This is a genomic window from Pseudomonas sp. S3_E10 (genome assembly GCF_054667615.1).
In genome coordinates this window covers 3,517,324-3,535,785 of the sequence record NZ_CP162743.1, presented here as the reverse complement: position 1 = coordinate 3,535,785, position 18,462 = coordinate 3,517,324, and the positions used below count along the sequence as shown (strand labels likewise).

Sequence of the window (18,462 nt, the reverse complement as noted above, 5' to 3'; positions counted from 1 at the left end):
ACAGATTTTTTACGAAACCAGGCTCGCCTTGACCAGCTTGGCCTGTTCGTCGGCGTGGTACGAAGAACGCACCAGCGGGCCAGAAGCGACGTTCTTGAAGCCCATCTTGTAGCCTTCCTCGGCGAACCAGGCGAAGGTGTCCGGGTGCACGAAACGCTGCACCGGCAAGTGGCTGCGCGACGGTTGCAGGTACTGGCCCAGGGTCAGCATATCGATGTCGTGCTCGCGCATGCGCTTCATGACTTCGATGACTTCTTCGTCGGTTTCGCCCAGGCCCAGCATCAGCCCGGACTTGGTTGGGATGTGCGGCATCATCTGCTTGAATTTCTGCAGCAGGGTCAGCGACCACTGGTAGTCCGAACCCGGACGCGCGGCCTTGTACAGGCGCGGCACGGTTTCCAGGTTGTGGTTGAACACGTCCGGTGGCTCGGCGGCGGTGATTTCCAGCGCCACGTCCATACGGCCACGGTAGTCCGGGACCAGGGTTTCGAGCATCACGTTCGGCGACAGTTTGCGGATTTCGCGGATGCAGTCGGCAAAGTGCTGGGCACCGCCGTCGCGCAAGTCATCGCGGTCTACCGAGGTGATCACCACGTATTTGAGTTTGAGGTCGGCGATGGCGATGGCCAGGCTTTCTGGCTCGTTGACGTCCAGTGGCTTCGGCCGGCCGTGGCCGACATCACAGAACGGGCAACGACGCGTGCAGATATCACCCATGATCATGAAGGTCGCGGTGCCGCCGGAGAAGCACTCGCCGAGGTTCGGGCAGGACGCCTCTTCGCACACGCTGTGCAGCTTGTGTTTGCGCAGCAGCGCCTTGATACGGTCGACTTCCGGCGAAACCGGGATGCGCACGCGGATCCAGTCGGGTTTCTTCGGCAGTTCGGTGGTCGGAATGATCTTCACCGGGATGCGTGCAACCTTCTCGGCGCCGCGCAGCTTGACGCCGGCTTCCACCTTGGCACGCGGGGCCGCAGCCGGACGCTCGGTGACGTCCAGCGTCGGGATCATGGTTTGCACTGCATCAGTAGTCATAGTCAGTCGATTCCGCCCGTAAGGGTCGTCTGCTCAGCATAGTCGAGGTGTTTGACGAGCTGCGCGCGCAGCCGGGCACTTACCTCGGCAAATTTAATCGGTGTCGCGTGGTCGCTCAACTGTGTCATCGCCAACCCGGCATAGCCACACGGGTTGATCCGCCGGAACGGCGCCAGGTCCATGTCCACATTCAGGGCCAGGCCGTGAAAGGAACAACCGTGACGAATGCGCAGCCCCAGGGAGGCGATTTTCGCGCCGTCGACGTACACACCCGGTGCATCCGGCTTGGCCATGGCGGTCACGCCGTAACTGGCCAGCAGTTCAATCAGGCAAGCCTCCATGCGGCTCACCAGTTCACGCACACCAAAGCCCAGTTTGCGCACATCCAGCAACAGATAAGCGACAAGCTGACCGGGGCCATGGTAAGTCACTTGGCCACCTCGGTCGACCTGCACCACCGGAATATCGCCCGGAAGCAGCAGATGCTCGGCCTTGCCGGCCTGCCCCTGGGTGAACACCGCAGGGTGCTCCACCAACCAGATTTCATCGGGGGCCGACGTGCCGCGTTCATTGGTGAAGCGCTGCATGGCGTGCCAGACCGGCTCGTAAGCCATCTGGCCGAGCTCGCGAAAGCCCAGGACCGGTGACATCAAAGCACCATATGCACGAAGCCGGTGGCCCGCAGTTCGCTGTTGATGTCGTAGAGCTGGTCTTGACCGGTCGCAACGATGTGCAACTGGATCGTGGTGTATTTACCGGTCGAGCTGGATCGCTCATCCACACGGTTATCGTTGATCGTGGCGTGTTTACGCACGATGTCGAGAATCTGGTCTTTGCGGCCCACACCGGTGTCGCTGATCACCTTGATAGGGTAATCGGTTACCGGGAATTCGATCTTTGGCGCCTTTACTTCTTTATCGGTCATGGCGTAACGGCCTCGTAAGCGTAAGCCGTGGCGACGGGCAAAGCCCCGTGTCGGATCAACACGGGGCTCTGCAGTTGCACACTATCAGTTGAACAAGCCGTAGAAGAATAGACGGATGCTATCCCACACGCGGCGGAAGATACCACCTTCGTCGACGGCGTCCAGCGCGATCAGGTCGGCGCTGTGCACAACCTTGTCGTCCAGCTTGACTTCGACTTTACCGATCACGTCGCCCTTGGCGATTGGCGCAACCAATTGCGGGTTCATGGTCATGCTGGCAGCGAGCTTTTTCAGCTGGCCTTTAGGCATGGTCAGGGTCAGGTCTTCGGCCAGGCCGGCCTTGACTTGCGAGGTGGCGCCTTTCCACACCGGCGCGGTCGCAAGCTCTGCACCCTTCTGGTAGAAGGTCTGGGTTTCGAAGAAGCGGAAACCGTAGGTCAGCAGTTTTTGCGTCTCGGCCGCACGGGCCTGCTCGCTGTTGGTGCCGAAGACTACGGCGATCAGGCGTTGGCCATCACGCACGGCGGACGACACCATGCAGTAGCCGGCTTCGTCGGTGTGGCCGGTTTTCAGACCATCGACGGTCTTGTCGCGCCACAGCAGCAGGTTGCGGTTAGGCTGTTTGATGTTGTTCCAGAAGAACTCTTTCTGGGAGTAGATCGCGTAATGCACCGGGTCGACACGAATGATCGCGCGGGCCAGGATCGCCATGTCGTGAGCCGACGAATAATGCTCAGGGTTCGGCAGGCCGGTCGGGTTCATGAAGTGGCTGTTGGTCATGCCCAGGTCGGCCACGGTTTTGTTCATCATGTCGGCGAACGCGTCTTCGCTGCCGGCGATGTGCTCGGCCAGGGCGACGCTGGCATCGTTACCCGACTGGATGATGATGCCGTGCAGCAGGTCACTCACGGTGACTTGCGAACCCACCTTGATGAACATCCGCGAACCGCCGGTACGCCAGGCGTTTTCGCTGACGGTCACCGGGTCGTTTTCACCGATCTGGCCGCGACGGATTTCCAGGGTGGCGATGTAGGCGGTCATCAGCTTGGTCAGGCTGGCCGGTGGCAGACGCTGGTCACCGTTGCTCTCGACCAACACGTTGCCGCTGGCGGCATCCATGAGCACCCAGGCCTTGGCGGCCAGTTGCGGTGAAGCCGGCACCATTTCAACCGCCCAGGCGGCGGGGGTGATGATCAGCGAAAGAAGCAGGCACGTGCGTTTGGCTAAGGTGGTGATGTTCATCCGTCTCTCGAAATTGCTTATGGAAACTTGCCCTCGCGGGCAAAACTTATTCAGACAGCCCGCTACCAGACTGTCACGTGTTCGGTTGCCCGCTCTCCCCTTGCCTTCGGGTTTTTATTGTTCAAAGAGCCAACAACCAGGGTTCGGGCACGCGCACGCGCCCGCACCATCAATCTTTTTATTCGGCGGTCACTACACTGGGTTGCCCCAGGTTGGCCAGGCGCACACTGTTCTGTACCTGGGCGACTTCGCTCGGCGAGCCGATCGGCCCCATGCGCACGCGGTGCAGGGTCTGCTGGTTACGCACGATAGAGCTGATGAACACCGGGGCATTGACCATGCCGCTGAGCTTGGACCTTAACAGCTCTGCCGCATCCGGGTTGGCGAAAGCGCCGACCTGCAAGTACTGCCCACCCGCTGCCGAGGCACCCGGTGCCGCATGGGGCACAACCACCGTGTCCGGCGCGTGCTGCTGCGGTGGCGGCGTCCACTGCTCGATCTTGCCGGTCGACGCGGTCACCTGCGGCTGCGGGGTCTGCGGTTCGTTGAGCATCAACGGTGCCGGCTTGCCACGCTGGGCCCAATACTGCGCCGGGTCGATACCTTCGACCTTGACCCGCGCGGTACCGGTTTCGGCATAGCCGAGTTTCTTCGCGGCAGCGTAGGACAAGTCGATGATGCGGTCCGAATAGAACGGCCCGCGGTCGTTGACCCGCAGGATCACCGTGCGGTTGTTGTCCAGGTTGGTCACCCGTACGTAGCTGGGCAGCGGCAGCGTCTTATGCGCCGCGCTCATGCCATACAGGTCATACACTTCACCGTTGGCGGTGTTCTGGCCATGGAACTTGGTGCCATACCAGGACGCCGTGCCCGATTGCACGTAGGTCTTGGAATCCTGCAACGGGAAATAGGACTTGCCCAACACCGTATAAGGGTTGGCCTTATAGGGGCCGGTGTGCAGGGTCGGGGTGGCATCCGGGATTTTCGACACGTCGACATCCCACCACGGCGCGCCGTCTTTGTGCGCGCGGTTGATGTCCAGGCCCGGCTGTGAACGCACTGCCGTGCCGCCGGACTTCTGCGTCGGCGCCCGGCTGGTGGAGCAACTGACGACCAGCAGGGACAACGCGGCGAACGCCACCAGCTTGAGCGGTTGATTGAACAGCGATGCCCGCATTACTTGTTGCCCCGTGCTTGGATAAGCATGTCTGACAGCTGATGCACCGCCATGGCGTACATCACACTGCGGTTATAACGCGTGATTGCGTAAAAATTCTTCAGGCCCATCCAGTATTCAGGGCCATTTTCGCCTTCCAGGCGGAACGCCGTGACCGGCATGTCATCGCGTGGCGCATTCTGACTCGACCAGCCCAGCGCCCGCAACTCCCCGACCGTCTTGGCCGGTTCGATACCCTGGGTCAGCCCTTCATCGGCGCGGTCCCCGGTCACCTCGGCGCGGATCACGACCGGCTCGCCGGCGACCCAACCGTGGCGCTTGAAGTAGCTGGCCACGCTGCCGATGGCGTCGTCAGGGTTGCTCCAGATATTGATATGGCCGTCGCCGTCAAAATCCACCGCATAGGCGCGAAAGCTGCTCGGCATGAACTGCGGCAAGCCCATCGCACCGGCGTAGGAACCCTTGAGGGTCAGTGGGTCGAGTTGCTCTTCGCGGGCCAACAGCAGGAACTCGCGCAGTTCCTTGCGAAAGAAGTCGGCGCGCGGCGGGTAGTCGAAGCCCAGGGTCGACAAGGCGTCGATCACCCGGTAACTGCCGGTATTGCGCCCGTAAAAGGTTTCGATGCCGATGATCGCGACAATCACCTGGGCTGGCACGCCATATTCCTGCTCGGCGCGGGCCAGCACGGCCTCATGCTGGCGCCAGAAGTCCACACCCCGGGCCACACGGGCGTCGGTGAGGAACATCGGGCGATATTCTTTCCACTGCTTCACGCGCTCGGCGGGACGGGAAATGGCATCCAGGATCGCCTGCTTTTTCTGGGCTTCGCGGAACACGCCCATCAGTTGTTCACCGGCGAAACCGTAGTCGCGGGTCATTTCACCGACAAATTCGGCGACCTGGGGTGAACCATCGTAGTCACCGGCCAGCGCCTCTTGCGTTGCGCCCAGCAGCCCAATCAGGCTCATCCAGGACGCATGCCGAGTCGCCCAGCCGCGCATTACTTGCATTGACATCTTCACCTTATTCAAACCTGCGCGATCCACTTGCGATGCGTGTGAATCGACATCAAAACCCCAAACGCTGACAGCAATGTCACCAGCGAAGTTCCGCCGTAGCTAATGAACGGCAACGGCACCCCAACCACCGGCAACAGGCCACTGACCATACCGATGTTGACGAAAACGTAAACAAAAAAAGTCATGGTCAGGCTGCCGGCGAGCAATTTGCCGAACAGCGTCTGCGCCTGGGCGGTAATGACCAGGCCCCGCCCGATCAGCAGCAAATAGATCAGCAACAACGCGCAAATGCCCACCAGGCCGAACTCTTCGCCCAGCACCGCAATAATGAAGTCGGTGTGGCTTTCGGGCAAAAAGTCCAAATGGGATTGGGTGCCCAGTAACCAGCCCTTACCAAATACTCCGCCGGAACCAATGGCGGCCTTGGATTGGATAATGTTCCAGCCGGTACCCAGCGGGTCGCTTTCCGGGTCGAGGAAGGTGAGGATCCGCTGCTTCTGGTAGTCGTGCATGAAAAAGAACCACATGGCCACCGCCACAGGTACCGCGGCGGCCAGCACGCTGAGGATCCAGCGCCAACGCAGCCCACCCATAAACAGTACGAACGCACCACCGGCCAGGATCAGCAGCGAGGTGCCGAGGTCCGGCTGACGCACAATCAGCACAAAGGGAACGCCGATCAGGATCAGGCTGATACCCACGTGCTTGAGCTGCGGCGGTAGTGTGCGCTTGGACAAATACCAGGCAATAGTGGCCGGCATCAGGATCTTCATGAATTCCGACGGCTGGAAGCGAATCACCCCTGGAATGTTGATCCAGCGGGTCGCCCCCATCGCGTTGTGGCCCATGACATCCACCACCACCAGCAGCAACACGCCGGCGACATACCCCAGCGGCACCCAACGCGCCATAAAGCGCGGCTCCAACTGGGCGATGACCACCATCGACAACAGGCCAAGGCCAAACGAGGACGCTTGCTTGATCAGCAGGTCCCAGTTTTTACCACTGGCCGAATACAGCACGAACAGGCTGCCGGCGGCCAGGGTCAGCAGCAGGATCAACAACGGGCCATCAATGTGCATGCGCTGCAGCAACGTCGCGCGGCGACGCATCACGTCTTCGCTGGAGAGGATGCGGTCAAAATTACTCTTCACTGGCCGTAACCTCGGGGGTTGAAGGGGGGCCGCCATATTCGGGCTTGAGCCTGCCGTCGGGGCCCAGCAGCCAGGCGTCCATCACCTGGCGCACCACGGGCGCGGCGACGCCGGAGCCGGACTCGCCGTTTTCCACCATCACCGCCACGACGATTTTAGGGTCGTCCGCCGGGGCAAAGCCGACAAACAACGCGTGGTCGCGGTGGCGTTCCTGGACCTTGGAGCGGTCGTATTTCTCGCCCTGCTTGATCGCAACCACCTGGGCCGTACCACTCTTGCCGGCAATGCGGTATTGCGCGCCGATCGCCGCTTTGCGCGCGGTACCACGGGCACCGTGCATCACTTGCTGCATGCCATGGTTGACCTTGGTCCAGTCGGACGGGTCACGCAGCACGATGTCCGGAATCGGATTGTCATCCACCGGCTTTTCGCCTTCGATGGTCTTGGCCAGGTGCGGTCGATTCCAGATGCCTTTGTTGGCCACCAGCGCGGTCGCCTGGGCCAGTTGCAATGGCGTTGCCTGCATATAGCCCTGGCCAATCCCGAGGATCAGCGTTTCACCAGGGAACCACGCCTGACGTCGGGTGGCACGCTTCCATTCCCGCGATGGCATCAGTCCGGGGGACTCTTCGAACATATCCAGGGAAACTTTCTGACCAAGGCCGAACTTGCCCATGTAGGCAGACAGACGATCGATCCCCAGCTTGTGGGCCAGGTCGTAGAAATAGGTGTCGTTGGACCGCATGATTGCCGTATCCAAATCGACATAGCCGTCACCGGTGCGGTTCCAGTTACGGTATTTGTGATCATAGTTGGGCAGCATGTAATAGCCGGGGTCATAGACCCGGCTCGATGCGGTCACCACACCGGCATCCAGGCCGGCAATCGCCACGGCCGGCTTGATGGTCGAGCCGGGCGGGTAGAGGCCGCGCAGCACGCGGTTGAACAATGGCCGGTCGATGGAATCGCGCAACTCGGCGTACGCCTTGAAGCTGATCCCGGTGACAAACAGGTTGGGGTCGAAACTCGGCTGGCTGACCATGGCCAGCACTTCACCCGTCTTCGGGTCCAGCGCCACCACGGCGCCGCGCCGACCGCCCAGAGCCATCTCGGCCGCTTCCTGCAACTTGATGTCCAGGCTCAGCACAATGTCTTTGCCGGGCACCGGATCGGTGCGCTTGAGCACGCGCAATACGCGGCCGCGGGCGTTGGTCTCGACTTCTTCGTAACCCACCTGGCCGTGCAGCTCGGGCTCGTAGAAACGCTCGATGCCGGTCTTGCCGATATGATGGGTGCCGCTGTAATTGACGGGGTCGAGGCTTTTGAGCTCTTTTTCGTTGATGCGCCCCATATAGCCGACCGAGTGGGCAAAATGCGGCCCTTGCGGGTAGTGGCGCACCAACTGCGCCACCACTTCCACACCCGGCAGGCGGAACTGGTTGACCGCGATACGTGCGATCTGCTCTTCGGTCAGCTCGAACAGGATCGGCACCGGCTCGAATGGCCGCCGCCCCTGCTTCATGCGTTTTTCGAAGACCACTCGATCTTCCGGGGTCAACTGCAGCACCTCGACAATCACATCGAGTACCTGCTGCCAATCGCCGGAGCGTTCGCGGGTCATGCTCAGGCTGAAACTGGGCCGGTTATCCGCGACCACCACGCCGTTGCGGTCGAAGATCAACCCACGGGTCGGTGGAATCGGTTGCACATGCACCCGATTGTTTTCCGACAGCGTGGAGTGATAGTCGTACTGGACCACTTGCAGGAAATACAGGCGGGCGATCAGCACCCCAATCAACGCCACCACCATGATCGCGCCAAACACCACGCGCGCACGTACAAGACGTGCGTCTTTCTCATGGTCCTTGATGCGGATCGGCTGGGTCATCGGGAGGGGCGCAGATTATTTGTGGTAAGGGTGCCCGGACAGAACTGTCCAGGCGCGATACAGCTGTTCACCGATCAGAATCCTTACCAACGGGTGCGGCAGCGTCAGCGCCGAGAGCGACCAGCGCTGATCCGCCCGCGCGCACACTTCCGGCGCCAGCCCCTCGGGGCCACCGACCATGAAGTTGACCGTGCGCGAATCCAGGCGCCAGCGATCCAGTTCCACCGCCAGTTGCTCGGTGCTCCAGGGCTTGCCGTGCACTTCGAGGGTGACGATGCGCTCGTTGGGGCCGACCTTGGCCAGCATGGCTTCGCCTTCCTGGCGGATAAAACGCGCCACGTCGGCATTCTTGCCCCGGGTATTGAGCGGTATTTCCACCAGCTCAAGCGACAGCTCGGCGGGCAGACGCTTGGCATACTCGTGCCAGCCTTCTTCCACCCACTTGGGCATGCGTGAACCGACAGCGATCAGACGCAGGCGCACAGCCGTTCCTTATTCCTGGTCTTTGTTGAGCTTGTCGAAGTGTGCGTGGCCCACTTCCGGGCTGTGGTGCTTACCATCGGCGGCACGGCTCTGCTCGGCGCCTTTCCACAGACGCTCCAGGTCGTAGAACTGGCGGGCGTTGGAGGTCATCATGTGAACGATCACGTCGTCCATGTCCAGCAACACCCAGTCGCTGTCGCCCTTGCCTTCTTCACCCAGTGGCTTGACGCCCTGGGCTTTGACGGCTTCGCGAACCTTGTCCAGCATCGCGCCGATCTGGCGGTTGGAGGTACCGGTGGCGATGATCATGAAGTCGGTGATGCTCTGCTTGTCGCGTACGTCCAGGACCTGGATGTCCTGGGCCTTCACGTCTTCCAGGGCGGCAACGGCGACTTTCACCAGCTCTTCGCCAGCCAGTTCCGGGCCAACATGGGCTTCGACCGGCAGCGGGGCGCTTTTGAAGGTGCCTTTGCGCTTAACTTTGCTTACGTCTTTGTTCGTCATATAAAACTCGTTTTGCTCGTATGTTCGGGCGCTCGCTGCACGACTGTTCGTGCGTTCAAGCGCGCCTTTTCAGTTCGACGCACGGTAAAGCCCGTGCGCATCGATGTAGGCCAGGACCGCGTCAGGCACCAGGAAACGTACCGACTTCCCGCTGGCCAGCAGTTGACGGATCTGGGTGGCAGACACCGCAAGCGGGGTTTGCCAGACGAATGCAATATTCCCGTTCGGCCCGGTCAGGGCCAAGGGGTCACTTACCGACCGCGCGGCCAGCAGGTTGCGCAAGGCATCCGGCGGTTCGCTGTCGGCATCCGGGCGTTGCAGCACCAGGATGTGGCAATGCTGGAGGAGTTCCTCCCAGCGATGCCAAGAGGGCAGGCCGCAAAATGCGTCCCAGCCCAAAAGCAGAAACAGCTGGTCATCCGCGGCCAACTCGGCGCGCATCAGTTCCAGGGTGTCGACAGTGTAGGACGGTTTATCGCGCTTGAGTTCACGATCGTCCACCACCAGCGGCGGTATGCCCTCTACGGCCAGGCGTACCATTTGCAAACGTTGTTGCGGTGACACTTGCGGCGTGTCGCGATGCGGCGGCCGGAAATTGGGGGTCAGGCGCAGCTCATCCAGCGCCAGGGCATCCGCGACTTCCAGGGCACTGCGCAAATGGCCGATGTGCACGGGGTCGAAAGTACCGCCGAGCAGCCCGATGCGTTTAGCCATCAAGTGCGCACATGACCGTCGCCAAACACCACGTACTTCTCGCTGGTCAGGCCTTCGAGGCCAACCGGGCCACGGGCGTGGAGCTTGTCGGTGGAAATACCGATCTCCGCCCCCAGGCCATACTCGAAGCCATCGGCAAAACGCGTCGAGGCGTTGACCATCACCGAAGCGGAATCCACTTCGTTGAGGAAACGTCGCGCATCGCTGAAATGCTCGGAAACAATGGCGTCGGTGTGCTTGGAACCGTACTTATTGATGTGTTCGATGGCTTGGTCCAGGTCGTCAACGATGCGGATCGACAGGATCGGCGCCGTGTATTCGGTGTACCAGTCCTGCTCGGTCGCCTCGATCACGTCCGCGCCCAACAGCGCACGGGTGCGCTCGCAGCCTCGCAACTCGACACCCTTATCGCGGTAGATGGCAGCCAGCGGCGGCAGCACGCGCTCGGCAATGCCGGCATGCACCAGCAGGGTTTCCATGGTGTTGCACGGCGCGTAGCGATGGGTCTTGGCGTTGTCGGCGATACGGATCGCCTTGTCGAGGTCGGCGGCGATGTCGATGAACACGTGGCATACACCGTCCAGGTGCTTGATGACAGGCACCTTGGCATCACGGCTGACACGCTCGATCAGGCTCTTGCCACCGCGCGGCACGATCACATCGACGTACTCCGGCATGGTGATCAGCGCCCCCACGGCGGCGCGGTCGGTGGTCTCGACCACTTGCACCACTTCGGCCGGCAACTCGGCCACGGCCAGGCCCTGCTGGATGCAGGCGGCAATGGCACGGTTGGAATTGATCGCCTCGGAGCCGCCACGCAGGATGGTGGCGTTGCCGGACTTGAGGCACAGGCTCGCGGCGTCGATGGTCACGTTCGGACGCGACTCATAGATGATACCGATCACGCCCAGGGGCACGCGCATCTTGCCGACCTGGATGCCGGACGGCAGGTAGCGCATATCGCGGATTTCACCGATGGGGTCAGGCAGCTTGGCCACCTGACGCAGGCCTTCGATCATGTCGTCGATACGTGCCGGCGTCAGTGCCAGGCGGTCCAGCAGGGCCGGCTCCAAGCCATTGGCGCGGCCGTTGGCCAGGTCCAGCTCGTTGGCGGCGGCGAGCTCGGAGCGCGAAGCATCCAGAGCATCGGCGGCCGCCAGCAAGGCGCGGTTCTTCTGCGCCGTGCTCGCACGGGCGATCAACCGCGAGGCCTGCCGGGCAGCGCGACCCAGGCGGGTCATGTAGTCAAGAACGGACTCAGTCATGGTCAGGGAGTCTTGGCAAAGAGGAAAGCGGCAGATTATAGCCGTGACGCCGCTCGACTGACAGCGGTGAGGGGCGGATGGTCGAAATGAACTGTAAAAACTTGGGGTTCAGCGGTAATTAAGGTGGGAGTTGTTATGATTCCGTCACATTTAGCCGTATTTCTCCTGACCACCATGCCCAGCCCATTGCCCAAACGCCCCGCCAGCGCCCTGCCCGACAGCTTCTTCGACCGTGACGCGCAGATACTCGCGTGCCAATTGCTCGGAAAAGTCATACGCCATCGCGTCGGCGAAATCTGGCTTTCGGCGCGAATTATTGAAACCGAAGCCTATTACCTGGCCGAAAAAGGCAGCCACGCCTCACTCGGCTACACAGAAAAGCGTAAGGCTTTGTTTCTGGATGGTGGCCATATCTACATGTACTACGCCCGTGGCGGCGACTCCCTGAACTTCAGTGCCCATGGCCCGGGCAATGCGGTGCTGATCAAATCGGCCTACCCGTGGGTCGATAATGTCTCCGGCCCCGCCAGCCTCGCGCAGATGCTGCTGAACAACCCAAACGCCGACGGCAGCCCGCGCACCTCGCAAAAGCTATGCGCGGGGCAGACGCTGCTATGCAAGGCATTGGGGCTGAAAGTGCCCATGTGGGATGCCAAGCGGTTCGACCAGGAGCTGCTGTATGTAGAAGATGTGGGCCAGGTGCCCACGCAGATTATCCAGACCACGCGGCTGGGTATTCCCAGCGGGCGTGACGCGCATTTGATGTACCGCTTCGTCGATGCTGGCTATGCGCCTTACTGCACACGGAACCCGCTGCGTCGGGGCCAGGTCGAAGGCCGCGACTATTTTTTGATTGGATGAATTGAACACAGCTGTTCGTGCTGCACATGGATACCCGCAGCGCTGAAGAGCCTGTATCGCATTGATGGAGTGGATCGTATGAGCCAATGGCTCGATAGCATTACCGGCTGGCTGACCCTGAACCCCCAATGGCTGGCCATGGCGGTGTTTGTCGTCGCGTGCGTGGAGTGCCTGGCCATTGCCGGCTTGATCGTGCCCGGCACGGTGTTGTTGTTCGCTATCGCCGCGCTGGCCGGCAGCGGTGCGCTGTCGTTGAGTGAAACCTTGCTGATGGGCTTTCTGGGAGGCTTATTGGGCGACGGGGTTTCCTACTTTTTAGGGCGCCATTTCCATCAGAACATCCGCCGCCTGCCCGGCCTGCGCCACCATCCGGAATGGATGAACGGCGCCGAAACCTACTTCCACAAGTACGGCATTGCCAGCCTGCTGGTCGGACGTTTCATTGGCCCATTGCGCCCCATGCTGCCGATGGTAGCGGGTATGTGCGATATGCCATTCCCGCGCTTTGCCCTGGTCAGCATGCTCGCCGCAGCCGGTTGGACGGTGGCGTATCTGCTGCCCGGCTGGGCCACCGGCGCCGCGTTCCGCTTGCCGCTGCCTGAAGGTTTCTGGCCTGAAGCGGGCGTGGTCACGGCGTGTCTGGCATTGCTGCTGGGCCTGAGCCTCAACAGCAGCCTGCGCGAACATCGACGCGCTACCTTATGGGTCGGTTGCGCCAGCCTGGTTCTGTTGATTGCGCTGTTTATCGGCTACCCGCACCTGAACGACTTCGACCAGGGCCTGAGTGCGCTGGTGCAAGAACATCGCAGCCCGTGGCTGGATGAAACCATGGTGAGGGTGACGCAGCTGGGCGAGTTCAAGAAGATGTTTATCGCCAGCGCCGTGTTCACCGGCCTGCTGTTGCTGGCTCGGCAGTGGCGTCACGCGATCTTTGTCGGCGCAGCATTGGCGGGTACGGCGGTCATCAACACCGGCACCAAGCTGTTTTTCGCGCGTGGCCGCCCCGAAATCCTGACCGACCCACTGACCAGTTTCAGCATGCCAAGCGGCCATGCATCCGGCGCCTTCGCGTTTTTCCTGGCGCTGGCGGTGTTGGCGGGTCGCGGCCAACCGATACGGCTGCGCCTGACCTGGATACTGCTGGGCTGCATTCCCGCCGCGTTTATCGCCTTGTCCCGCGTGTACCTGGGCGTGCACTGGCCCAGCGACATCCTCGCCGGCACGTTGCTGGCGATGACCGTGTGTGCGCTCAGCCTGACCGCTATCCAGTACCGCAGCCCGTTGCCGGCAATGCGCAAGAAAACCTGGTGGCTGCTGTTGCCGGCGATTGTGGCGGTGTTCAGTTTTATCGCACTCACCGGCACTTCCCACGCACTGTTGCGTTATGCCTACTAAGTGAAGAGTTCACCCTGCAACTCGTCGAGCAGCATCTGGATCGCGTCCAGGCGCTGCTGCGGGTCATCGAGTTGCAACAGGTCGATCTTGTCGGCTTCGGTGAAGGGCAAGAGGTAAGCCAACTGATTGCCCAAGGCTTGCTGGCCTTCGGCACTGGCGTCCATGTCCAACGATGCGACCATCGGGTGCTCCGCCAGTGCTTCAAGCAAGGCCAGCAAATCAGCATCTTCTTCGTGCAGTGGCTGGTCCGGCAACTCTTTAAGCCATTGCACGTCAGCCACCAGCAGTTGGTCCTTCTGCACCCCGGCCTCCCGCACGCGGAAACGGCGGCCGCCTTCGACGCGAATGCCGAGCAGGCCGTTGTCCTGCTGCTTGAAGTCGCGAATCAGCGCTTCGCAGCCAATCAATGCATAGCCATCCGCCGCCATGCCGACCTCCTTGCCGCCAAGGATGCAGACCACGCCGAAGCTTTCGCCCTTTTTCATGCAGCGGCTGATCATATCCAGATAGCGCGCCTCAAATATTTGCAGGTCGAGGGTGCAACCGGGGAACAACACGGTATTGAGCGGGAACAGCGCCAGACTCATAAAGGCTTCCTTAAACCTGGTTTAAACAATTACCGACACGGCCAGCGGTAGGAAGACCGCCGTAGCCACGCCCATCAGACTCATGGCCAGCGCCGCAAAGGCACCGCACTCTTCGCTTTCCTGCAGGGCCACCGAGGTGCCGACCGCGTGGGCGGTCATGCCCAGGGCCATGCCACGCGCCTCGGGGCCGTGTACGCGCAGAAGCGTCAGCAGCGCCGGGCCGACCATCGCGCCCACCACACCGGTTATCAGTACGAACACGGCCGCCAGGGCCGCCACGCCGCCAATCTGCTCGGCCACCAACATGGCAATCGGCGAGGTCACCGACTTGGGCGCCATGGTCATCAACATCATGTGTTCGGCGCCAAACCACCAGCCGAGCAGCACACACAGGCCGGTGGCCAGCACCCCGCCTATTACCAGCGTAGTAAAAATCGGCCAGAACAATTGGCGAATCCGTCGCAGGTTCAGATAAAGCGGCACGGCCAGGGCCACTGTCGCAGGGCCGAGCAGAACCCCCAGGATCTCGGTGCTCTTGCGGTACTCGGCGTAACTCAAGCCGCAAGTGAGCAACACCCCGATCACCAAAAGCATAGAGACCAGCACCGGTTGCAGGAAGATCCAGCGGGTTTTCTCAAAGCCCGCCAGCACCAGCTGATAGGCGCCGAGGGTGATGCCGATGCCGAACAGCGGGTGATGGATCACCGCCGTCCACGCGCCGTGCCAGTCGAACATCATTGGTCCTTCTCCTTGCGCTTGACCATCTGCTGCATCAGCACACCGACAAAGGCCATGGCCACCACCAGCGACAACACCAACGCGCCGACGATGGCCCAGAAGTCGGCGGCGATATCCTTGGCGTACACCATCACCCCCACCGCCGGCGGCACCAGCAGCAACGGTAGGTAACGCAGCAGGCTGCTGGCCGCCAGGCTCAGGGGCTCGCCGACTTCGCCACGCCACACCAGATAACCCAGCATCAGCAGCAGGCCGATGATCGGCCCCGGCAGCACCGGCAGCAATAAATGATTGATGGCCGTGCCGATCAATTGAAACAACACCAGCCATGTCAGCCCGCGTAACAGCATCCGCTCTCTCCCCTCAAGACCCGCCCGCATTATAAGCACGCCCGCGCTATGCATCGGCATTCGCCAAAAGCATGGTGGGTTGACCGGGCCGGGTGCCCATGATGATCTACATTGGTTCTCTGTAACCCCTAAAAACAGCATCGATGGACCAAGGAGAGACGCAATGCCCTATGTACCCGTAGCGCAGCTCAACGATTATGTCGGCAAGGAACTGGGACGTTCCGAATGGCTCACCATCGACCAGGCCCGTATCAACCTGTTCGCAGAGGCCACCGGCGATCATCAGTTCATCCACGTCGACCCGGTCAAGGCCGCGCAAACCCCGTTCGGCAGCACCATCGCCCACGGTTTCCTGTCGCTGTCGCTGATGCCCATGTTGATGGAAGACATTCTGATCATGCCCGAAGGCCTGAAGATGGCGATCAACTACGGCCTGGACAGCGTGCGCTTTATCCAGCCGGTGAAGGTCGACTCCAAGGTGCGCCTTAACGTGACCCTGACAAGTGTCACCGAGAAAAAACCTGGCCAGTGGCTGTTCAAGGCCACCGCCACCCTTGAGATCGAGGGCCAGGAAAAACCGGCTTACATCGCCGAGTCGCTGTCACTCTGCTTCGTATAAGGTTTTCCCTGTGGTGAGGCACTGAAACTCACCACAGGGTATGTAAATTTATGTATGAAACCTGCAGCTGCGGCATACTCGGCGCTCAATTATCCGGATCCCGCTATGCGCCCACTCGCCCCCCTCGCCCTTGCCCTGTTGCTCACCGCTTGCGGAGACGGCGAATCGCTGTTGCCGCCCGATGCGCGCCTGCCCGATGGCGGCCGTTACCGGGGCGATGTGGTCAATGGTTTGCTGCAAGGCCAGGGCCGCGTCGACTACCCCAATGGCAGTTGGTACGCCGGTGAGTTCGATAAGGGCCAGTGGCACGGCCAGGGCGAATGGCATGGCAGCAACGGCGAAGTCTATAAAGGCCAGTTCAAGCAGGGCCTGTTCGACGGCCAGGGCAGCCTGACCACGGCGGGCAGCCACTATGTCGGCGGTTTCAGCAACGGCCGGCGCAACGGCGAAGGCACCCTCAAAGAGGGGCAGATGACCTATCGCGGCGAATTCAAGGACGACCAGTATTCCGGCCTCGGCCGCCTGGAGCTGGCCGACGGCAGCCAATACCAGGGCCAGTTCGCCCACGGCAAGCCGAACGGCGAAGGCCAGCGCAACGACGACAGCGGCAACCAGTTCAGCGGCCATTTCGTCGATGGCCAGTTGGAGGGCAACGGCACCTTCAACAGCGCTGACGGCGACATCTATGTCGGCCAGTTCAAACAGAACCAACTCAACGGCAAGGGCCGTTATGAAAACGCCGACGGCGACGTGTGGATCGGCCAGTTCAAGGAGGGCGCGCTCAGCGGCAAGGGCGAGTTGATCGGGGTGGATGGCAGCCACTACGTCGGCCAGTTCAGCGACTGGCGCTTCACCGGCGAAGGCCGCCTGAACCTCACGGACGGCAGCTTCTACATCGGTGGCTTCGACAGCGACAACTATCAAGGCCGGGGCACCCTGGTACTCACCGACGGCACCGTACAGGCCGGCACATGGGTCAACGGCATGCGCGTGCGTGACGCCGACGGCAAGCTGCTGCCCGACCCTCTGGAAATCGGCGTATTGGCCCAGGGTCGCCTGCTCGATGCGGCACTCGCCGCCGTGCCCACCTCCACGCCGGCCGTCGAGCTGTATACCCTGGCGCTGGCCGGCGATGGCAAGCAAAGCGTGTTCCTGCGCGAAGCCGACTACGTCAGCAACATGCTCGCCTCACGCTTCGGCGCGCGCGGGCAGATCCGCCTGGTCAACCACCGCGACCATATCGCCGATCGCCCGCTGGCCACCCGTGAAAGCCTGCGCCGTGCCGTGCAAACCCTGGCCGAACGCACCGGGCCGGAAGACCTGGTGTTTATTTACCTGACCAGCCACGGCACCCACGAACACGAACTGGTCCTGGACCAACCGCGCATGGAACTCGCCGACCTGCCCGCCGACGAGCTGGCGGCCGTACTCGCCCCGCTGAAGAACCGCGACAAAATCGTGGTAATTTCCGCCTGCTACTCCGGAGGGTTTATCCCCGCGCTCAAAGACGATCGCACGCTGATCATGACCGCCTCGCGAGCCGACCGCGTGTCCTTCGGCTGCTCCGAAGAGGCTGACTTCACCTACTTCGGCGACGCCCTCTTCGCCCAAGCCTTCAACCAGACCGACGACCTGCAGCAAGCCTTCAAGCTGGCGCAACTGCACGTGACCGAGCGCGAACAGGCAGACAACTTCGAGCCCTCCGAACCGCAGATGTGGGCGCCTAAAGGGGTGATCGCTCACTGGCAACTATTACGCAAGCAGCAGGCACGAAAGGCGCTCGAAAGCGTCTCAATGAATAGCAAGGAAGCCAAAGGCAACTAAGCTGTAACGTGTAACAAGGGGGAAACACTATGTACCTGACACCTCAGCATATTTTGCTCGCTGGCGCCTCTGGCCTTACCGGCGAACACCTGCTCGATCGCCTGCTCAACGAACCCACCGTCACCCGCGTACTCGCGCCCAGCCGCAAGCCCCTGGCCGAACACCCACATCTGGAAAACCCGGTGGGTGACCCGGCGGTATTGCTGGCGCAACTGAGCGGTCGCGTGGATATCGCTTTCTGCTGCCTGGGCACCACCATCAAGAAGGCCGGTTCCGAGGCGGCGTTCCGGGCTGTCGACCTGGACATGGTCGTGACCTTCGCCAAGCGCGCACGGGAAATGGGCGCGCGGCATCTGATCGTGATCAGTGCGATTGGCGCCGATCCGCAATCCTCGGTGTTCTACAACCGGGTCAAAGGCGAAATGGAGCAGGCGCTGAAGGCGCAGGATTGGCCGCAACTGACCATCGTGCGCCCGTCTCTATTACTGGGGGAACGGCTGGAACCCCGCCTGGCCGAGCAACTGGCCGGCCCGTTGTCGCGCTTGATTCCGGGCAAGTACCACGGCATCGAAGTGTGCGAACTGGCCCGCGCCATGTGGCGCCTGGCACTGGAAGAGCAGGATGGGGTGCGGATCGTCGAGTCGGATGAGCTGCGCAAACTCGGTAAGTAATGCGATCTAAA

20 protein-coding genes are annotated in these 18,462 nt (G+C 61.6%); 5 read left to right on the top strand and 15 right to left on the bottom strand.

Translation table 11 applies throughout. The annotated features are described in order from the left end of the window. Positions 1-9 precede the first annotated feature (9 nt). The 12 genes from lipA to AB4N98_RS16110 all read right to left on the bottom strand — a co-directional run bounded on the left by lipA (position 10) and on the right by AB4N98_RS16110 (position 11,406). Entirely contained in the window at positions 10-1,011 is a 1,002-nt protein-coding gene (lipA, locus tag AB4N98_RS16165; protein ID WP_161979900.1) for a lipoyl synthase, read from the bottom strand. A gap of 26 nt (positions 1,012-1,037) precedes the next feature. Then, positions 1,038-1,685: a lipoyl(octanoyl) transferase LipB gene (gene lipB / locus AB4N98_RS16160; RefSeq protein ID WP_137220293.1), complete on the bottom strand. Its 648-nt coding sequence runs from the start codon at positions 1,683-1,685 to the stop codon at positions 1,038-1,040. Continuing rightward, complete coding sequence (locus AB4N98_RS16155) at positions 1,685-1,960, bottom strand: DUF493 domain-containing protein (protein ID WP_017528936.1); 276 nt, start codon at positions 1,958-1,960, stop codon at positions 1,685-1,687. Before AB4N98_RS16155 ends, lipB begins: the two co-directional genes overlap by 1 nt. Before the next feature lie 84 nt (positions 1,961-2,044). Further along, positions 2,045-3,202: a D-alanyl-D-alanine carboxypeptidase family protein gene (locus AB4N98_RS16150; protein ID WP_017528937.1), complete on the bottom strand. Its 1,158-nt coding sequence runs from the start codon at positions 3,200-3,202 to the stop codon at positions 2,045-2,047. A gap of 178 nt (positions 3,203-3,380) precedes the next feature. Beyond that, entirely contained in the window at positions 3,381-4,379 is a 999-nt protein-coding gene (locus tag AB4N98_RS16145; RefSeq protein WP_017528938.1) for a septal ring lytic transglycosylase RlpA family protein, read from the bottom strand. Then, positions 4,379-5,389 (bottom strand): lytic murein transglycosylase B, encoded by a 1,011-nt coding sequence (gene mltB, locus AB4N98_RS16140; protein ID WP_017528939.1) that lies wholly within the window; start codon positions 5,387-5,389, stop codon positions 4,379-4,381. Before mltB ends, AB4N98_RS16145 begins: the two co-directional genes overlap by 1 nt. 17 nt (positions 5,390-5,406) lie before the next feature. Beyond that, positions 5,407-6,510 carry a rod shape-determining protein RodA gene (gene rodA / locus AB4N98_RS16135; protein WP_050554003.1) on the bottom strand — a complete coding sequence of 368 codons (1,104 nt, stop codon included), beginning with the start codon at positions 6,508-6,510 and terminating at the stop codon, positions 5,407-5,409. Positions 6,511-6,541: 31 nt separating this feature from the next. Continuing rightward, positions 6,542-8,440, bottom strand: coding sequence for a penicillin-binding protein 2 (gene mrdA, locus AB4N98_RS16130; protein WP_017528941.1), 1,899 nt, complete (start codon positions 8,438-8,440; stop codon positions 6,542-6,544). 15 nt (positions 8,441-8,455) lie between these two features. Further along, positions 8,456-8,923, bottom strand: a complete 468-nt coding sequence (gene rlmH / locus AB4N98_RS16125; RefSeq protein WP_003176297.1) for a 23S rRNA (pseudouridine(1915)-N(3))-methyltransferase RlmH — start codon at positions 8,921-8,923, stop codon at positions 8,456-8,458. Positions 8,924-8,932: 9 nt separating this feature from the next. Further along, entirely contained in the window at positions 8,933-9,427 is a 495-nt protein-coding gene (gene rsfS, locus AB4N98_RS16120; RefSeq protein WP_003176298.1) for a ribosome silencing factor, read from the bottom strand. 69 nt (positions 9,428-9,496) lie between these two features. Continuing rightward, complete coding sequence (nadD, locus tag AB4N98_RS16115) at positions 9,497-10,141, bottom strand: nicotinate-nucleotide adenylyltransferase (RefSeq protein WP_017528942.1); 645 nt, start codon at positions 10,139-10,141, stop codon at positions 9,497-9,499. After that, entirely contained in the window at positions 10,141-11,406 is a 1,266-nt protein-coding gene (locus AB4N98_RS16110; protein ID WP_017528943.1) for a glutamate-5-semialdehyde dehydrogenase, read from the bottom strand. The genes nadD and AB4N98_RS16110 overlap by 1 nt, the downstream gene beginning before the upstream one ends. Positions 11,407-11,580: 174 nt before the next feature. Here AB4N98_RS16110 and AB4N98_RS16105 point away from each other — a divergent pair, with 174 nt between their 5' ends. Both AB4N98_RS16105 and AB4N98_RS16100 read left to right on the top strand, forming a co-directional pair. After that, positions 11,581-12,267 (top strand): DNA-3-methyladenine glycosylase, encoded by a 687-nt coding sequence (locus AB4N98_RS16105; protein WP_065876802.1) that lies wholly within the window; start codon positions 11,581-11,583, stop codon positions 12,265-12,267. 78 nt (positions 12,268-12,345) lie between these two features. Further along, positions 12,346-13,662, top strand: coding sequence for a bifunctional DedA family/phosphatase PAP2 family protein (locus tag AB4N98_RS16100; protein WP_068936652.1), 1,317 nt, complete (start codon positions 12,346-12,348; stop codon positions 13,660-13,662). Here AB4N98_RS16100 and AB4N98_RS16095 read toward each other — a convergent pair. Genes AB4N98_RS16095 through AB4N98_RS16085 form a run of 3 tightly spaced genes read right to left on the bottom strand, consistent with a single transcriptional unit; the run spans position 13,659 to position 15,337 of the window. Next, positions 13,659-14,249 carry an LON peptidase substrate-binding domain-containing protein gene (locus AB4N98_RS16095; RefSeq protein ID WP_068936650.1) on the bottom strand — a complete coding sequence of 197 codons (591 nt, stop codon included), beginning with the start codon at positions 14,247-14,249 and terminating at the stop codon, positions 13,659-13,661. The two genes, AB4N98_RS16100 and AB4N98_RS16095, sit on opposite strands and share 4 nt — an antisense overlap. A 21-nt stretch (positions 14,250-14,270) precedes the next feature. Then, the gene (locus AB4N98_RS16090; protein WP_017528947.1) at positions 14,271-14,987 is read right to left on the bottom strand and encodes an LrgB family protein; all 717 of its coding nucleotides are present in this window, start codon (positions 14,985-14,987) and stop codon (positions 14,271-14,273) included. Next, the gene (locus tag AB4N98_RS16085) at positions 14,984-15,337 is read right to left on the bottom strand and encodes a CidA/LrgA family protein (RefSeq protein WP_017528948.1); all 354 of its coding nucleotides are present in this window, start codon (positions 15,335-15,337) and stop codon (positions 14,984-14,986) included. Before AB4N98_RS16085 ends, AB4N98_RS16090 begins: the two co-directional genes overlap by 4 nt. 163 nt (positions 15,338-15,500) lie before the next feature. On the opposite strand from AB4N98_RS16085, the gene AB4N98_RS16080 reads away from it, so the two are divergent. From AB4N98_RS16080 to AB4N98_RS16070, 3 genes are all read left to right on the top strand, one after another. Further along, positions 15,501-15,956, top strand: a complete 456-nt coding sequence (locus tag AB4N98_RS16080; protein WP_017528949.1) for a MaoC family dehydratase — start codon at positions 15,501-15,503, stop codon at positions 15,954-15,956. A gap of 105 nt (positions 15,957-16,061) precedes the next feature. Further along, positions 16,062-17,780 carry a C13 family peptidase gene (locus AB4N98_RS16075; RefSeq protein ID WP_017528950.1) on the top strand — a complete coding sequence of 573 codons (1,719 nt, stop codon included), beginning with the start codon at positions 16,062-16,064 and terminating at the stop codon, positions 17,778-17,780. 29 nt (positions 17,781-17,809) lie between these two features. Further along, positions 17,810-18,451 (top strand): oxidoreductase, encoded by a 642-nt coding sequence (locus AB4N98_RS16070; RefSeq protein WP_017528951.1) that lies wholly within the window; start codon positions 17,810-17,812, stop codon positions 18,449-18,451. Positions 18,452-18,462 lie beyond the last annotated feature (11 nt).

Coding starts and splice junctions, on each gene's coding strand:
- nadD (WP_017528942.1), bottom strand. CDS start 10,141: ATGGCTAAACGCATCGGGCTGCTCGGCGGTACTTTCGACCCCGTGCAC.
- AB4N98_RS16145 (WP_017528938.1), bottom strand. CDS start 4,379: ATGCGGGCATCGCTGTTCAATCAACCGCTCAAGCTGGTGGCGTTCGCC.
- rsfS (WP_003176298.1), bottom strand. CDS start 9,427: ATGACGAACAAAGACGTAAGCAAAGTTAAGCGCAAAGGCACCTTCAAA.
- AB4N98_RS16155 (WP_017528936.1), bottom strand. CDS start 1,960: ATGACCGATAAAGAAGTAAAGGCGCCAAAGATCGAATTCCCGGTAACC.
- AB4N98_RS16070 (WP_017528951.1), top strand. CDS start 17,810: ATGTACCTGACACCTCAGCATATTTTGCTCGCTGGCGCCTCTGGCCTT.
- AB4N98_RS16085 (WP_017528948.1), bottom strand. CDS start 15,337: ATGCTGTTACGCGGGCTGACATGGCTGGTGTTGTTTCAATTGATCGGC.
- AB4N98_RS16110 (WP_017528943.1), bottom strand. CDS start 11,406: ATGACTGAGTCCGTTCTTGACTACATGACCCGCCTGGGTCGCGCTGCC.
- AB4N98_RS16100 (WP_068936652.1), top strand. CDS start 12,346: ATGAGCCAATGGCTCGATAGCATTACCGGCTGGCTGACCCTGAACCCC.
- AB4N98_RS16105 (WP_065876802.1), top strand. CDS start 11,581: ATGCCCAGCCCATTGCCCAAACGCCCCGCCAGCGCCCTGCCCGACAGC.
- lipB (WP_137220293.1), bottom strand. CDS start 1,685: ATGTCACCGGTCCTGGGCTTTCGCGAGCTCGGCCAGATGGCTTACGAG.
- mltB (WP_017528939.1), bottom strand. CDS start 5,389: ATGCAAGTAATGCGCGGCTGGGCGACTCGGCATGCGTCCTGGATGAGC.
- mrdA (WP_017528941.1), bottom strand. CDS start 8,440: ATGACCCAGCCGATCCGCATCAAGGACCATGAGAAAGACGCACGTCTT.
- AB4N98_RS16095 (WP_068936650.1), bottom strand. CDS start 14,249: ATGAGTCTGGCGCTGTTCCCGCTCAATACCGTGTTGTTCCCCGGTTGC.
- rodA (WP_050554003.1), bottom strand. CDS start 6,510: ATGCGTCGCCGCGCGACGTTGCTGCAGCGCATGCACATTGATGGCCCG.
- AB4N98_RS16080 (WP_017528949.1), top strand. CDS start 15,501: ATGCCCTATGTACCCGTAGCGCAGCTCAACGATTATGTCGGCAAGGAA.
- lipA (WP_161979900.1), bottom strand. CDS start 1,011: ATGATCCCGACGCTGGACGTCACCGAGCGTCCGGCTGCGGCCCCGCGT.
- AB4N98_RS16075 (WP_017528950.1), top strand. CDS start 16,062: ATGCGCCCACTCGCCCCCCTCGCCCTTGCCCTGTTGCTCACCGCTTGC.
- AB4N98_RS16150 (WP_017528937.1), bottom strand. CDS start 3,202: ATGAACATCACCACCTTAGCCAAACGCACGTGCCTGCTTCTTTCGCTG.
- AB4N98_RS16090 (WP_017528947.1), bottom strand. CDS start 14,987: ATGATGTTCGACTGGCACGGCGCGTGGACGGCGGTGATCCATCACCCG.